Annotated in this window: 14 protein-coding genes; 7 read left to right on the forward strand and 7 right to left on the reverse strand. The window is 44.5% G+C overall.

Annotated features, from left to right (window positions below):
- Nucleotides 1-14: 14 nt before the first annotated feature.
- Both WS40_RS05400 and WS40_RS05405 read right to left on the reverse strand, forming a co-directional pair.
- On the reverse strand, nucleotides 15-1,349 hold the full coding sequence (locus WS40_RS05400) for a hypothetical protein (RefSeq protein ID WP_243271437.1): 1,335 nt from the start codon (nucleotides 1,347-1,349) through the stop codon (nucleotides 15-17).
- A 125-nt stretch (nucleotides 1,350-1,474) separates the two neighbouring features.
- Nucleotides 1,475-2,821: a citrate/2-methylcitrate synthase gene (locus tag WS40_RS05405; protein WP_046440893.1), complete on the reverse strand. Its 1,347-nt coding sequence runs from the start codon at nucleotides 2,819-2,821 to the stop codon at nucleotides 1,475-1,477.
- A gap of 212 nt (nucleotides 2,822-3,033) precedes the next feature.
- Here WS40_RS05405 and spoIID point away from each other — a divergent pair, with 212 nt between their 5' ends.
- Nucleotides 3,034-4,020 (forward strand): stage II sporulation protein D, encoded by a 987-nt coding sequence (gene spoIID / locus WS40_RS05410; RefSeq protein ID WP_046440808.1) that lies wholly within the window; start codon nucleotides 3,034-3,036, stop codon nucleotides 4,018-4,020.
- Here spoIID and WS40_RS05415 read toward each other — a convergent pair.
- The 4 genes from WS40_RS05415 to WS40_RS05430 form a co-directional block, all read right to left on the reverse strand.
- Nucleotides 3,995-4,324, reverse strand: coding sequence for a cupin domain-containing protein (locus tag WS40_RS05415; RefSeq protein ID WP_046440810.1), 330 nt, complete (start codon nucleotides 4,322-4,324; stop codon nucleotides 3,995-3,997). The two genes, spoIID and WS40_RS05415, sit on opposite strands and share 26 nt — an antisense overlap.
- A gap of 123 nt (nucleotides 4,325-4,447) precedes the next feature.
- A complete protein-coding gene (locus WS40_RS05420) occupies nucleotides 4,448-5,701 on the reverse strand; it encodes an NPXTG-anchored protein (protein WP_046440812.1) in 1,254 nt (417 codons plus the stop codon).
- A 238-nt stretch (nucleotides 5,702-5,939) separates the two neighbouring features.
- The gene (locus tag WS40_RS05425; protein WP_046440814.1) at nucleotides 5,940-6,587 is read right to left on the reverse strand and encodes an epoxyqueuosine reductase QueH; all 648 of its coding nucleotides are present in this window, start codon (nucleotides 6,585-6,587) and stop codon (nucleotides 5,940-5,942) included.
- 150 nt (nucleotides 6,588-6,737) lie between these two features.
- Nucleotides 6,738-7,142 carry a hypothetical protein gene (locus WS40_RS05430; RefSeq protein WP_046440816.1) on the reverse strand — a complete coding sequence of 135 codons (405 nt, stop codon included), beginning with the start codon at nucleotides 7,140-7,142 and terminating at the stop codon, nucleotides 6,738-6,740.
- Nucleotides 7,143-7,333: 191 nt separating this feature from the next.
- On the opposite strand from WS40_RS05430, the gene WS40_RS05435 reads away from it, so the two are divergent.
- From WS40_RS05435 to ispF, 6 genes are all read left to right on the forward strand, one after another.
- The gene (locus tag WS40_RS05435) at nucleotides 7,334-7,558 is read left to right on the forward strand and encodes a DUF3343 domain-containing protein (RefSeq protein ID WP_022287071.1); all 225 of its coding nucleotides are present in this window, start codon (nucleotides 7,334-7,336) and stop codon (nucleotides 7,556-7,558) included.
- Nucleotides 7,555-8,709 carry an aminotransferase class V-fold PLP-dependent enzyme gene (locus tag WS40_RS05440; RefSeq protein ID WP_325208438.1) on the forward strand — a complete coding sequence of 385 codons (1,155 nt, stop codon included), beginning with the start codon at nucleotides 7,555-7,557 and terminating at the stop codon, nucleotides 8,707-8,709. Before WS40_RS05435 ends, WS40_RS05440 begins: the two co-directional genes overlap by 4 nt.
- 120 nt (nucleotides 8,710-8,829) lie before the next feature.
- Complete coding sequence (locus tag WS40_RS05445; RefSeq protein WP_046440818.1) at nucleotides 8,830-9,243, forward strand: EamA family transporter; 414 nt, start codon at nucleotides 8,830-8,832, stop codon at nucleotides 9,241-9,243.
- 10 nt (nucleotides 9,244-9,253) lie between these two features.
- On the forward strand, nucleotides 9,254-9,841 hold the full coding sequence (locus tag WS40_RS05450; protein ID WP_046440819.1) for a GNAT family N-acetyltransferase: 588 nt from the start codon (nucleotides 9,254-9,256) through the stop codon (nucleotides 9,839-9,841).
- Nucleotides 9,842-9,893: 52 nt separating this feature from the next.
- Entirely contained in the window at nucleotides 9,894-11,006 is a 1,113-nt protein-coding gene (locus tag WS40_RS05455; RefSeq protein ID WP_041337211.1) for a bifunctional chorismate mutase/prephenate dehydratase, read from the forward strand.
- 31 nt (nucleotides 11,007-11,037) lie between these two features.
- Complete coding sequence (gene ispF, locus WS40_RS05460) at nucleotides 11,038-11,511, forward strand: 2-C-methyl-D-erythritol 2,4-cyclodiphosphate synthase (RefSeq protein ID WP_046440822.1); 474 nt, start codon at nucleotides 11,038-11,040, stop codon at nucleotides 11,509-11,511.
- A 50-nt stretch (nucleotides 11,512-11,561) separates the two neighbouring features.
- Here ispF and WS40_RS05465 read toward each other — a convergent pair whose 3' ends face one another.
- Nucleotides 11,562-13,802, reverse strand: coding sequence for a cell wall-binding protein (locus tag WS40_RS05465; protein WP_325208439.1), 2,241 nt, complete (start codon nucleotides 13,800-13,802; stop codon nucleotides 11,562-11,564).
- Between the last annotated feature and the right edge of the window lie 6 nt (nucleotides 13,803-13,808).

Here is a 13,808-nt window from a genome sequence, read left to right on the forward strand (position 1 = left end):
ACTCCTCTCCAAGATCAGTTTATTATGTAAAAATTATTCTGAATTTCGTCAATAGTCGGTATTAGCTTTTCACGCCTGTCAAGAGGAAGCTTCACAAAATAATCAAGCTGACCCTTGCTGTCGATAAGCTCATATCCGTCAGAGATATAATCCTCCGAATCATTCTTTGAAGACACAGCGATACGCATTATCTCCTCGTTGCTCTCGTTTATATCTCCTGTGTATTTATAGAAAACAAGCTCGTTTGTGTCGCTGTCCTTTTTCACCGTAACAGAACTGTTCCAGCGTTTTGGGAACGTTACAAAATATCCGTCAGATATGGCATAATAGCCTGTGTATTTTGTTTTCAGATCATAAAAATCCTCGTAAACGCTCCATGTAGTCATATAGAGCATTTCGTCTGCCACAGCGTTTTCATAACCCACCATAGGCGAAGTTGACGGTATCTCCACATCACCGTCGCCGTCCATGTCCTCACTGTAGTATCCCGCTGGTCTTGTGCATAAAGGCAGGAGCTTTTCGCTTCTAAGCTGCATAGGATTTTGAAGTCCCGAATATCTGTAGTATATTATCTCCGTCTGCAATTTTCCGTCAGCAGTCAGTCCGTCAATAAAAATAGCACGCCTGCCGCTGTCAAGCATTCCCGTCTTTGATGACACATAAGAAGTCACATTATCGCACATATCAACGTTCTCGCCGCGGGTTATCTCATTGTTTTTCATGTTGAGCATAGAAGCCTTTGCCGTCACCGCACCTGTATCATTATTGGTGCTTCTCTGAATGGTGATAAGCTCTATATAACCATCATTGTTTATATCCAAAGGCTCCAGCACCGAATAAGTATCAAGCGCCACACGCTTGAAATCTCCGTCGGTATAGCTGTATATCTCCATAGTCTTTTCATCATTAGTAAGATTTTGATATCCCACAAAAACGTCCGTCTGGTTATTGCTACCCATAGGCGAGATAATGACCTGATCTATGTCCGTGCCTGCGCCTGCAAGCTCTTTCACAGAATACCACTTGCCCTTCTCGTCCTTGTCGAGAATGTTCACCCTCAAACCGTCCTCCTCAGATCCGTTTGAAGTGTACTCATAGAAGACCATAGCCTCGTCCGTAGGCTCATCGTCGATATTTGCGATAACATAAGCCGAGCGATATTCACCGTTTTTAGGATATTTCAGAGTTATATTGCTGCCCACGCTCTCGATAAGCGCCTGATGTATCTCGCTTTGCTCAGAGGTAAGCTTCGGGGCGTTTATAAGTCCCTCAACAGAAAAATTCAGTGCCGAACAGCCTGTCATAGTAAGACAAGAAAGACAAACAGCAGCCAATTTAAGATTTTTCAAGCGATCCCTCCTGATACACCAAACAAAAAAATAGAACCGGGCATATACCCGATTCTATTATATCATATACGCAAAAATATTTCAAGCCTTTTCCGTCCATTAGGAACAGGTAAAAATTATTTTGCTTATCTTTCGTCCAATGGGATATACTTCTTCTCACCTGAGATAGCCTTGTATGCAGGACGGATTATCCTCTTTCCTGTTACAAGCTCTTCAAATCTGTGTGCGCACCAGCCTGCCATTCTTGAAACAGCGAACATAGGTGTGTAAAGATCCTCAGGAATACCCAGCATGCTGTAAACAAAGCCCGAGTACATATCAACGTTAGCGCACATCGCCTTGTCACTGCCCTTGATCTTCTTGAACAGCTCAGGAGTAAGTCTTTCCACCGCTTCAAGAAGCTTGTATTCTCTCTCAAACTCAGTGTTCTCGGCCATTTTCTTGGCATTCTCTCTGAGTATGACAGCTCTAGGGTCAGACAATGTGTAAACAGCGTGACCCATGCCATAAACAAGACCTGTGTGGTCAAAAGCTTCCTTGTTGAGTATCTTTGTAAGGAAATCAGCGATCTCGCCCTCGTCCTCCCAGTTCTGAACGTTGTCCTTTATGCACTGGTGCATTGCCGCCACCTTAAGGTTAGCGCCACCATGACGTGGACCTTTCAGTGAACCGATAGCCGCAGAGTATGCAGAATAAGGATCCGTTCCGGAAGATGTAAGCACACGGCAGGCAAAAGTCGAGTTATTTCCTCCGCCATGCTCAGCGTGGAGCATAAGCATAAGGTCAAGTATCTTAGCCTCTTCCTCAGTGAACTGTCTGTCCGGACGCAGTGCCGACAGTATCATCTCCGCAGTAGAATGTGTAGGTATCAGAGGGTGCATGAACAAGCTTTCACCGTCATAACAGCGTTTCTTTACCTGATAAGCCGAAACCATGATGTTAGGCAATTTGGAGATTATAGAGATAGCCGTAGCCATTTCATACTCAGGAGAACGATTCTCAGGGTTATCGTCATAAGAGTAAAGAGCCAGAATTGCTCTCGCCATTTTATTCATGATGTTCTTTGACGGAGCTTTAAGTATCATGTCCTCAAAGAAGTTGTCAGGGAGAGGTCTGTTTTCAGCCATCATTCCCTTGAACGCAGTAAGCTCCTCCCTGTTAGGCAGATCGCCCATAAGAAGAAGATAAACTATCTCCTCATAACCAAAACGGTTCTCCTTCTGAGCGTTGGACACCAGATCATTGATGTTGTATCCACGGAAGATAAGCTGACCTTGAATAGGAGATTTCTCACCCTCGTTTACCACATATCCGTGTACGTTACAGATATTAGTAAGACCAGCCATAACACCTGTACCGTCAGAGTTTCTAAGTCCTCTTTTTACCACATATCTGTCATAAAGCTTAGGGTCAATAGTATTGTTTGCTATAAACTGTTCGCATAAAAGCGACCTTGCTGCATTATTTATCATTGAATAGATCATCTCGCTTTCAAGTATATTATAAATATAAGTTATATTATACACCTTTTTCAGATTTTTGTCAAGTATTAAGATAACCTGTCAAATCAAAACCGCATATCTCCGCCATTTAAAAATTTGCAGTACAAAAATTCACCCTGTATGAATATTTGCTCCACTGCATGAATATAATATAGTACCCCAAAAAAGAAAGGACAAACCATATGAAAGACCTGATACAGATAATGGCAGTATTTGCTGTTATCCTTACAATAATACCGACCATAGTATTTCTTCGCCCAAACGAGTCCGAATCGAAACCTGCATTTTCAGAAAAAGAAAAAATAGCCGTATATTTCACCGAAAGCGGCAAGACCGAAGACTTCACCCTTGAAGAATATATGATAGGCTCAGTGCTTGCACAAATGCCTGCGGACTTTGACGAAGAAGCCCTGAAAGCGCAAGCCGTCCTCGCCCATACCTACATATGCCGCCGACAGCTCTCCGAAGCCCAGTCGCCTACTCCCGCCTTAAAAGGCGCACTCATCAGCGATGACAGCACCCTCTACCAAAGCTTTTTCACCCTGAAAGCCGCCAAAGAATATTACGGCAACGACTATGAAAAAGCCTACAAAAAAGTTAGATCTGCCGTCAATTCCGTCAAGAACGATATCCTCACCTATGAAGGCGAACCGATAATCGTCGCCTTTCACGCTGCTTCAAATGGTCATACCCAATCCGCCAAAAACGCATGGGGAGAGGATATCCCATATCTTCTGTCAGTAGACAGCTCCGCTGACAAAGACCTTGCCGCCACAGAATGCACCCAGACACTCACCGCCAAGGAATTTCAAGACAAGCTTCTTGACCGCTTCCCCGATATTAATTTTACTCCCCTCGCCAATGCTGATAGTTGGCTCAAAACAAAAACAGACGGCATAGGCTATGTAACGAACCTGACCGTCTGTGGCTATGATATCCAGCCCAACACATTCTGCGATATCCTTGATATTTCCTCGCCATGTTTCGAGTTTACCTTTGCCAATACAAAATTCACTTTCACCTCTCACGGCTTCGGACACCTCGTAGGAATGAGCCAGTACGGTGCAAACGCCATGGCAGAAAAAGGCTCAGACTACAGAGCCATTTTGACCCACTATTTCACAGATACAAAGCTGCAAAAATCTACTGAGCTGGCACAACTGCAATAAACACAAGGTCGCTGTCGCCGTCATTGATAAAGCTATGCTCATGACCGTCGGGGCAGTAATGGAAATCTCCTGCCGACAGTCTTTCCTCACCGCCGTCATAAAGCATTTTGCCGCTGCCCTCAAGAACATATATCATCTCGCAGTTGCCCTCATGTCTGTGCAGACCGATAGAAGCCCCCGGCACAAGCCTGCCTTTCATCATCTTGTTCTTGCCGTCAGAAAAAGCCCTGCTTGCAAAGCTTTTCTCGCCGCCCTTGAAATTCGGTGCAAGGCTCTCTTTAATATCATCAAAAACTATACGCATAAAAACACCTCCGCAGTTTATAGATCAATTATACCACTACCTCGATAAAAAAGCAACAAAAAAAGACCCGTCCCGAAAGACAGGTCTTTAATTATTCTAAGTAAGAATTATCTGAATTACAGATTACTTTCTCTTCTTAGTAGCAACTACAGCAGCACCAGCAAGTGCAACACCTACAGCAGCAAGAGCAGCAGCACCTGTGCTTGGGTTTGTATTAGATGCGTTGTTAGCAGCCTTAGAAGATGTAGCAGCAGAGTTAGTCTTAGAGTCTGAAGAATCTGTAAGAATAACCTTTGACTCGTCAGAATCTGTTGAATCAGCTGTTGACTCAGAAGGATCTGTTGGCTCAGCGTCACTCTTGTTGAGAACTACAACGTTCTTAACAGCCATCTTAACAGCAGGATCTTCGCCGTCTGTACCAGCGAGGTCTGTAGCAATGTCAAAGAACATATTATTTGCGTCCATTTCAAGAGCTGCAGGGAACTTAACGATAAATGTGTATGTGCCGTCAGCGTTTACTGTAACAGCAGGATTGTTATCAGAAGCTTCCCAATAACCAATACCGTTCTCAATACCATTTGTGAAGCATGGATAAGCTGTGAAAGCGTCAGTTACATTTGAGATATCAACTGTAACAGCAATAGCGTCAGCACCTGCAAATACGCTCCAATCATCAACAAGGTTGAAATCAGCCTTGTGTGCATCGTCACACCATGGGTGCTTAATGTTGATTCTTACCTTATTACCGTCAGATGTAGACTTACCCTCACCGTTAAGTGTAACCTCAGTCTGCTTCTTGTATTCGCTAAGGTCAACAGTGTTTCCGCCCTGTGCCTTGTCAGACTCTACAACAAGGATAGGATTGCCGTCCTTGTCAAGAAGTGTGAACGCATTGAATGTGAAGTCCTTTGTAGACCAGTTCTGGAGCCATACCTGAGCATATGTATCTGTATCAGCAAATACAGGATCTGTTCCCTTCAGAACAAAATCATAAGAACCGTCAGCAGCCTTAACGCCTGTTACGTCCTTAGCACCCTCCTGGAATGACCACTCTTTTGAAGCCCAACCAGTTGACTCAGAGTTGTAACCAAGTCCACCGCCTATCCAGTCTCCAGCCTCGATCTTTGCAGCTGAGTCTGCACCAACTGTTACATTAACATCAATACCGCAAACATCTGAAAGCTTAACGTTTGTTCCTGTAAGAACACCTGTCTTTGTAACAACACCGTCATCGTCCTTCTCATCAATGAGAGAAACAGTACCTCCAGTGAGGTCTGCCTTAACAGTAGCTGTTTCATCAGCAAATGCTGCGAGTGACATCATTGATGCAGCAAGAGCAGCAGCTGACATACCAGCGAGAATCTTAGAGATTTTCATTTGTTTTTCCTCCATCTTTGTTAATAATTTTTAGATACATATTGAGCGATATCTCCTCAACATACATCTTGCCTATATTGTAACACACATTTACAAGTATTTCAATAAACGTTTTTCACAAATTAACCACATATCTTTAGCCATTTTTCACAAATTTGCATATTATTTTTGCTATATATAGCCAAATATGTTATCATAATATGTACAAGCATTCTATGCAATGTTAATATTTTTATATTTATTCAGATTTTGTTGTAATCGTATCCAGCCTTTCACGCTCTCTTTTTGAGAAGATACAGCCGCAGTAATCCTGCCTGTAAAGCCCGTATTCTGCTGAAAGCTGAACGGAACGCTTGTAGCCCTCACGCTTCTTGAAATCCGCAGGAAGTGCCTTTACATCATATATCTCCCCAAGCTCCTCCGATATCTCGTTGAGCTTCTGAGCATTCTTGTATGGTGAAATAGACAGCGTTGTGGTGAAATAATCCGCACCAAGTTCCTTTGCAAGCCGTGCCGTCCTCTCAAGCCTCAGCCTGTAACAGCGAAAGCACCGCTCTCCGCCCTCAGGTATATCCTCAAAGCCCTTAACAGCCTGAAAAAACTCGCCCTCGTCATACCCACGCTCCACGAACGTAACAGGATTTTTCATAGGCATTTGTGCAATAAGCCTTTGAAGCTCCGCCACACGCTTATCGTACTCCTCACGGGGATAAATGTTCGGATTGTAGTAAAACACAGTTATCTTAAAATACTGCGACAGATATTCAAGCACATAAGACGAACACGGCGCACAACAGCTATGCAAAAGCAAAGTAGGCACTTCGCCCTTTTCCTCGTGTTTTTTTATAATGCCCTCCAGCATTTTCTGATAATTTACCTTTTGCATTCCTGCCGCTCCCTTTTCGCAAAAAAATCGTACCTGACACACTTCCGTAGGGGCTGGCGTCCTCGACAGCCCATTCTCATTGTCCTCGCGCCCCTACAGTATCATACTATATTATATAGTATAGCACATTTCCGCAAATTCCGCAACAGGTCAGATCTTCACCTTGAACTTATTTGCACAGTTAGGGCATTTCACAGTATGTTCACCCTTTACCTTTGGAAGCCTTAACGTCTTTTTGCATACACCGCACTTTATATAAACATGGGTCTTTCTGTCAGCAAACTTTCTCTTCCAGAATGAAAATTTCCTGCCAATTCCCCTGAAAGCCCTCTCAAACTTCATGTTCTCCTCGTATCGCTTCTGGCAGTTTCTCGACATCGCCCTCACCACCGCCAGCACCAGCACAGCGTATACCATAAGCTGTAAAATAAGCGACCTTACAAACAAATTCGCCGCACTAAGCACCACAGCCACACCGCAAATGCCGTAAAAAAGCTTGTCTATACCATATCTGCCCTGAAAAAATCTCGCTACCTTATACATAAATCCGTTCATAAGCTTTTACCTCTTTTCTTTTTTATATTATAAATAGTACACCCGAAATTTAAACTGACTATTAACTTTTATCAAATTTCACCTACCTTTCACAAAACTTTCAACGTTCACCCTCAAACAGTGAACGGCATATACTGAAGTGTATTCGTAAAAGCGTATACGGACAAGTACAGCATAAAGGAGCAACAAAAATGAAAAAGAGTCTTATAGCCATGACTTCCATAACCTATGCAATGAAAGCAAAAAACTTGCTGAACAGTTTAAAATACTACTGCGAAATACAGCGCACCCCGAAGGACCTTGGCACAGGCTGCGGCTACTCCATAGCCGTCACCGCACCCCCGGAAGAAATAACCGCCATACTTGAAAAAGAGCGCATACCATTCAGAAACGTGATATTCGAGCAAAAGAGGTGAGAAAAATAAACACCCGAAGCATAATAAACTTTGATAACTCAGCCACCACCTACCCCAAGCCCCCTGCCGTAGCAAAAGCCGTCGCTCAGGCAGTAGAACGCTATGGTGGCAACCCGGGCAGAAGCGGTCACAAGCTTTCCATGCGAGTGTCTGAAAAGATATTCACCGTCAGACAGCAGGCGGCAGAAATGTTTGGAGCACAGACCGAGAACGTGGCTTTCACCGCCAACTGTACCCATGCCCTTAACATGGCGATAAAAGGTGTCATGCAGTACGGCGGCCATATGATAATCTCAGACCACGAGCATAACGCAGTAGCAAGACCCGTCTATGCCCTTTCAAAAACAAGAGGCGTGAAATATTCTATTGCCCGAATAGGGGAAACAGACAGCGAAACAGTAGAAAACTTCCGCCGCCTTATAACCCCCGAAACTAAGTGTATCTGCTGTACAGTGGCTTCAAACGTCACAGGCAGGCTCATGCCATACCGTGAATTAGCCGCCCTCTGCAAAGCCCACGGCATATGCTTTATAGCCGACGGCGCACAAGCCTGCGGGCTTTTGGAGCTTTCTCTCTCAGACGGCTTCAACTTTCTCTGCACCGCAGGTCACAAAGCCCTCTACGGACCAACGGGCACAGGGCTTCTTATCTCAGACGGCGAGTATTCTCTGTCTACCATAATCGAGGGTGGCACAGGTGCGACCTCCGCCCTGCTTGAACAGACTCCTTTCCTCCCCGAAAAGCTTGAAAGCGGCACCATTAACACAGTGGGCATAATCGGTCTTGGAGAAGGACTTAAATTCGTCCGCCAAAGGACTCCTGCCGTAATAAAAGCCCACGAAGAAAAGCTCTGCAGACAGCTCTACGAACAGCTTTCAGACATAGACAAAATAAAGTTCTATGAAACAGACCAAAAGAAAGTCCCCATACTTTCATTTAACATCGATGATATCCCTTCCGCTGAGATCGCCTCCTATCTCAGCGAAAAAGGCTTCGCCCTCCGTGGAGGACTTCAGTGTGCCGCCGTCACCCATACCACCCTCGGCACAATAGAGCAAGGCACAGTGCGTTTCTCACCCTCTGCATTCAGTACCCCTCAGCAGGTAACAGCACTATCACGAACAATAAAAATATTTGTCGCAAATAACTAAGCATTAGTGGCAGGTCTGATGTAAAATATCACGTCCTGCCGCTCATTCTATTGCAAAAAGCACCTTTAGGTGCTATAATAAAGCATGAGCAAACAATTTTTCACGAAAGAAAGTGGTATTATGTGGTTCGTGTTTGCGCTTCTCTCCGCTGTTTTCGCAGCGCTCACCTCTGTCCTTGCAAAGGTCGGCATTGAAGGAGTAAACTCAAATCTTGCCACCGCACTGCGTACCTGCGTTGTGCTTGCTATGGCATGGCTCATGGTGTTCATCACCCACACACAAAGCGGCATAGGCTCTATAGGCAGAAAAAGCTGGGTATTTCTTATCCTTTCAGGACTTGCAACAGGTGCTTCGTGGCTATGCTATTATAAGGCTATCCAAATGGGCAGCGTTTCAAAGGTCGCCCCCATAGACAAGCTCAGCGTTGTCATCACCCTTATCCTTGCAGTGATATTTCTCCATGAGGACTTCACAGTAAGATCAGCCATAGGTGCGGTGCTTATCACTGCAGGCACAGTATTAATGGTACTATAAGGAGAACGCCATGATAATAAGAACAGTTACCGAGAAGGACGCTCACGAGCTTCTTGAAATATACCGTCCCTATGTTGAAAACACCGCCATAACATTCGAGTATGACGTCCCCTCTGTGGAGGAGTTTTCCGACCGGATCCGCAGTATATCCGCAAATTATCCCTACATAGCCGCAGTAGAAAACGGCAAAATAGCAGGCTATGCCTATGCAGGCGTTTTCAAAAACAGAGCCGCCTATGATTGGTCGGTCGAAGTCACAGTTTATGTAAAAAAAGGGCTTCACCGCAAAGGCATAGGTGCAAAACTCTACTCCGCCCTTGAAAAGCTCCTTGCGGCACAGCATATAACAAACCTCTATGCCTGCGTCGCCTATCCCGAAAAAGAAGACGAGTATCTCACCTTTGACAGCGTAAAGTTCCATGAAAAAATGGGCTATACTATAATAGGTACGTTCCATAGATGTGCCTTTAAGTTCAACAAGTGCTATCATATGGTTTGGCTTGAAAAAATACTCACCCAGACCGATATCACCCCTCTGCCCGTTATCCCGTTTTCTCAGCTTGATAAAGCCTTAATTAACAAAATAGTTCTTGAATAAAGGCAGAAAATATGGTAAAATAATATCATTCTGTCTGTTAAGGAGCGTAAAAATGGATCTTCAGGAATTAAGAAATGAAATAAACGATATAGACAGCCAGCTTCAGGAGCTTTTCAATAAGCGTATGCAGATAAGCTTCAAGGTGGCTGAGTATAAGATAGCAAACAATATGCCTGTTTTTCAGAGCAAGCGTGAAAACGAGATACTTGACCATGTAACAGAAAGCTCACCAAAGGGCTTGGAAAGTGCGTCAAGAGTGTTCTTCCAAAACATCATGGATATTTCAAAGTGCCGTCAGTATCAGGAGTTTTTTGCAGACTCAGATAAGATAGGGTACAAAAAGTTAGACTTAACAGGTCATAAGACCGTCGCCGTCCCAGGTACAGTGGGCTCATATTCACATATAGCCTGCAAGCAGATATTCAGCGACTTTGAGCCAATGTTCTTTGAAGATTTTGAGGACGTTTTTTCATCAGTTGAAAACGGCTCAGCGGATTTCGGCATACTTCCCATAGCAAATTCCACCGCAGGCTCAGTTGGTCAGACCTACGAGCTTATGAAAAAGCATGACTTCAAGATATGCGCAGCAACTAAGGTAAAGATCTCCCACTGCCTTGCCGTAAAAAAAGGCACACGCTTTGAGGATATCAAAATAGTCTATTCCCACGAGCAGGCGCTCAGCCAGTGTTCTGAGTTTCTTTCTCAGAACGGACTTAAAAGCCATAAATACGCAAATACTGCCCTTGCGGCGTGCTACATAAAAGAAAGCAATGAACCGTATGCGGCTATCTGCTCAGAAGCCTGCGCACAGCAGAACGATCTTGAGATACTCAGGCATAATATAGCCAACGCCGCCGAGAATTACACAAAATTTATTCTCATTTCAAAGGAGACTCTCTGCTCGGAAAATGCTGACATCGTGTCAGTGTCCTTGGCACTGCCACATACCTCATCTGCACTTTACAGACTTCTCACCAAATTCTCCGTGGCAGGTCTTAACCTTTCCATGATAGAGAGCCGCCCTATCGCAAACACCGATTTTGACGTTGTTTTCTATCTTGATTTTGAGGGAGCAATAACCTCTCCTGACGTGGCAAAGCTCATGAGCGAGCTTAATTCAGAGCTTTCATATTTCAAATTTTTAGGTAACTACGAGGAAATATAACAGTACGATTTTTAGGACAGGAGGAACAAAAATGCGTATAGGACACGGCTATGACGTCCACAGACTGACCGAGGGCAGAAAGCTCATTCTCGGCGGCGTGGATATACCATATGAAAAAGGACTTTTAGGACATTCCGATGCAGACGTCCTTGCCCATGCCATAATGGATTCCATACTTGGTGCATTGGCACTGGGCGATATCGGCAAGCTTTTCCCCGATAACGACCCCGACTATGAGGGTGCAGACAGTATGAAGCTCATGGAAAAAGTCATAAGCGTTATGGCCGAAAAAGGCTGGAAAATAGGCAATATAGACTCCACCATCTGCGCACAGAAGCCGAAGCTTGCCCCATATATCATCTCCATGCGGGAGCGTATAGCAGAAGCCTGCGGCTGCGATATTTCACAGATATCAGTTAAAGCCACCACCGAAGAAAAACTAGGCTTCACAGGCGAGGAACTAGGCATATCCGCCACAGCGGTCTGCCTGCTTGAAAAAATTTGATACAAAACCAAAAGGACTGCTGTCTTAAACCACAGCAGTCCTTTTTATTGCTATTTTGCCTTATGCGCAACTCCGTCATTGTCAATGTTATAACCGTCAACAGTAGTGTTTATGAGCATCATTCCATAATCATTGAAATAATATCGCTTTCCGCCTATCTTTTTCCAACCTGTCACAACAGTGCCGTTCTTGTTGTTGTAGAACTTCTGCCCACGCCAGCTTACCCAGCCGGACTTTAGATATCCGTCCTCACCGAAGTTGTAATACTTGTCGTCAATGTACACAGGACCTCTCAACGCAACACCATTCTGCAAGAAATATTTCTTTCCTGCAATAGTCGTCCATTCATTCTGCAAAACATGATCGCTGTCAAAATAAAACTCCGTTCCGTCTATTTCTCTCCAGCCTGAAACTGCCTTGCCATCGCCGTCAAAATAATAGGTCTTGTCACCGGCTGTTACCCACTTGTCTTTCTGAGCGCCGTTTTTGTCAATGTAGTAAAGCCCTGAATCATCACTGAACAGCCCCTTTGAAAGCTTGCCGTCATTGTCAAAATGATACAGCTTGTCTTCAATAGTGTGCCAGCCTGTAAGTGCAGCCTCGTCCTCACCAATGTAGTAAATTTTTCCCTTTGAAGTAACAAACTCCGACTTAGCCCAAGAGCCGTCCTCTTTCTTGAACTTCCATTCAGCGTCTATCTTAACGATTCCGTCTGCAAGCACGCCCTCGTTTGAGAAGGTGTATTTCTTGTCCCCGTCCTCCTCAAATTCGCCAACAGCCGCCGCACCTGTCAGACCAAAATAATATCTCTTTCCGTCAATGGTCTTCCAGCCCGTAGCCTTCTTGCCGGTTTCCTCATCAAAGTAGAAGTAATAGCCGTTTATTTTATGAAATCCAGTGCAAAGAGTGTGATCAGAGTAGAAATAATACTGATAGAACACCGCCCCGCCGAACTTTTCATAAACCTTTCTGTCATAAGCATTGAATGTCTTTTCGCCGAATTTGTCCGCAAGCTCCTCAAGCTTTTGGGTCTCTTTTTCGTCAGGCTTCTCGTCCTTTTTGTAATCGCCCTTCTCAAACTTCACAAGCTTTGAAACATTGGATTTGAACTCTTTTATTTTCTTTTTCTCATCATCAGTGTACTGATCCGTATTTGTCCAACCTGTTGCCGCCACATGGGTCGTTTTGTCAAAATAGTAAGTATCTTCGTCAATATCCTCCCAGCCGTCAGCCACAACACCGCCTCTGCCGAAGTAATAAACATTTCCGCCTATCTCGTTCCAGCCGGAGAGGAGGCGATTTTTCTTATCAAAGTAATAATACTTGTCCTTGATCTTGGTAAAGCCCTTGCCTGCCGAGCCGTCGCCCTTGAAATAATACTTCTCAGGCGGTTCTTCATACCAGCCCTTAGTCATTTTACCGTCATCAGCAAAATGATATCTGTTCTTGTCAATTGTTATCCAGCCCTTGACCATTTCACAGCTATCATTGAAATAATAGCTCTCACCGTCTATCTCCGCAAAGCCCTGAGCACAAGCCCCTGTAGCTTCATCAGAATAATAATACTTCTTTTCAAGCTCCATCCAACCCTTGTGAACAGCACCGCTCTCAGAAAAATAATACTTTTTTCCGTCAATGTCCTGCCAGCCTGTGGCCATGTGACCGTCGTCATCATCAAAATAGTATATCTTGCCCTCTATCTCAACAAAGCCCTTAGCCATCTCACCGCTCTTGAGAAAATAATACTGAACATTGTTTATCTTTGCCCAGCCTGTCACACGCTTGCCACTCTCGTCATAGTAATAACCGCCGTCGCTGTCAAAACCCGTGTCAGGGAAGCCGTGATCGTCAAAATAGTATTCACCGCCGTTTATCTCGCAAAGGCCCGTCCTGAAAATGCCAGACTCCTCAGAGAAATAGTATTCCTCTCCCTTTATTTTCATTTTTCCACGCTGAACAACGCCATCCTTGACATAGTAAGTGTCCCCACGATACTTATGCCAGCCGTCAGCCATAGCGTTTCCTTTGTCGTCAAAAAGATAGCAGGTGTTGTCTATTATCTGATAGCCAAGCGCCTTTTCGCCCGTCTCCTTGACAATATAATAAGTCGAGCCGTCATGGGTGTGCCAGCCCGAAGCATAATAAGCGCCGTAGTATAAATATCCGCCAAAGCCTGCTCCCATAACGATAGTGCAAGCTGCAGCCACAGCGATCATTTTTTTCTTATCGCTTTTCAGCACCTCATTATATCTGTTGCAAAAATCATTGCCCTCATTGCTGTTTATACTCATAAAGAT

The organism is Ruminococcus sp. N15.MGS-57, assembly GCF_000980385.1.
Lineage (GTDB): Bacteria > Bacillota > Clostridia > Oscillospirales > Ruminococcaceae > Hominimerdicola > Hominimerdicola aceti.

Coding starts and splice junctions, on each gene's coding strand:
- WS40_RS05405 (WP_046440893.1), bottom strand. CDS start 2,821: ATGATAAATAATGCAGCAAGGTCGCTTTTATGCGAACAGTTTATAGCA.
- spoIID (WP_046440808.1), top strand. CDS start 3,034: ATGAAAGACCTGATACAGATAATGGCAGTATTTGCTGTTATCCTTACA.
- WS40_RS05415 (WP_046440810.1), bottom strand. CDS start 4,324: ATGCGTATAGTTTTTGATGATATTAAAGAGAGCCTTGCACCGAATTTC.
- WS40_RS05420 (WP_046440812.1), bottom strand. CDS start 5,701: ATGAAAATCTCTAAGATTCTCGCTGGTATGTCAGCTGCTGCTCTTGCT.
- WS40_RS05425 (WP_046440814.1), bottom strand. CDS start 6,587: ATGCAAAAGGTAAATTATCAGAAAATGCTGGAGGGCATTATAAAAAAA.
- WS40_RS05430 (WP_046440816.1), bottom strand. CDS start 7,142: ATGAACGGATTTATGTATAAGGTAGCGAGATTTTTTCAGGGCAGATAT.
- WS40_RS05435 (WP_022287071.1), top strand. CDS start 7,334: ATGAAAAAGAGTCTTATAGCCATGACTTCCATAACCTATGCAATGAAA.
- WS40_RS05445 (WP_046440818.1), top strand. CDS start 8,830: ATGTGGTTCGTGTTTGCGCTTCTCTCCGCTGTTTTCGCAGCGCTCACC.
- WS40_RS05450 (WP_046440819.1), top strand. CDS start 9,254: ATGATAATAAGAACAGTTACCGAGAAGGACGCTCACGAGCTTCTTGAA.
- WS40_RS05455 (WP_041337211.1), top strand. CDS start 9,894: ATGGATCTTCAGGAATTAAGAAATGAAATAAACGATATAGACAGCCAG.
- ispF (WP_046440822.1), top strand. CDS start 11,038: ATGCGTATAGGACACGGCTATGACGTCCACAGACTGACCGAGGGCAGA.
- WS40_RS05465 (WP_325208439.1), bottom strand. CDS start 13,802: ATGAGTATAAACAGCAATGAGGGCAATGATTTTTGCAACAGATATAAT.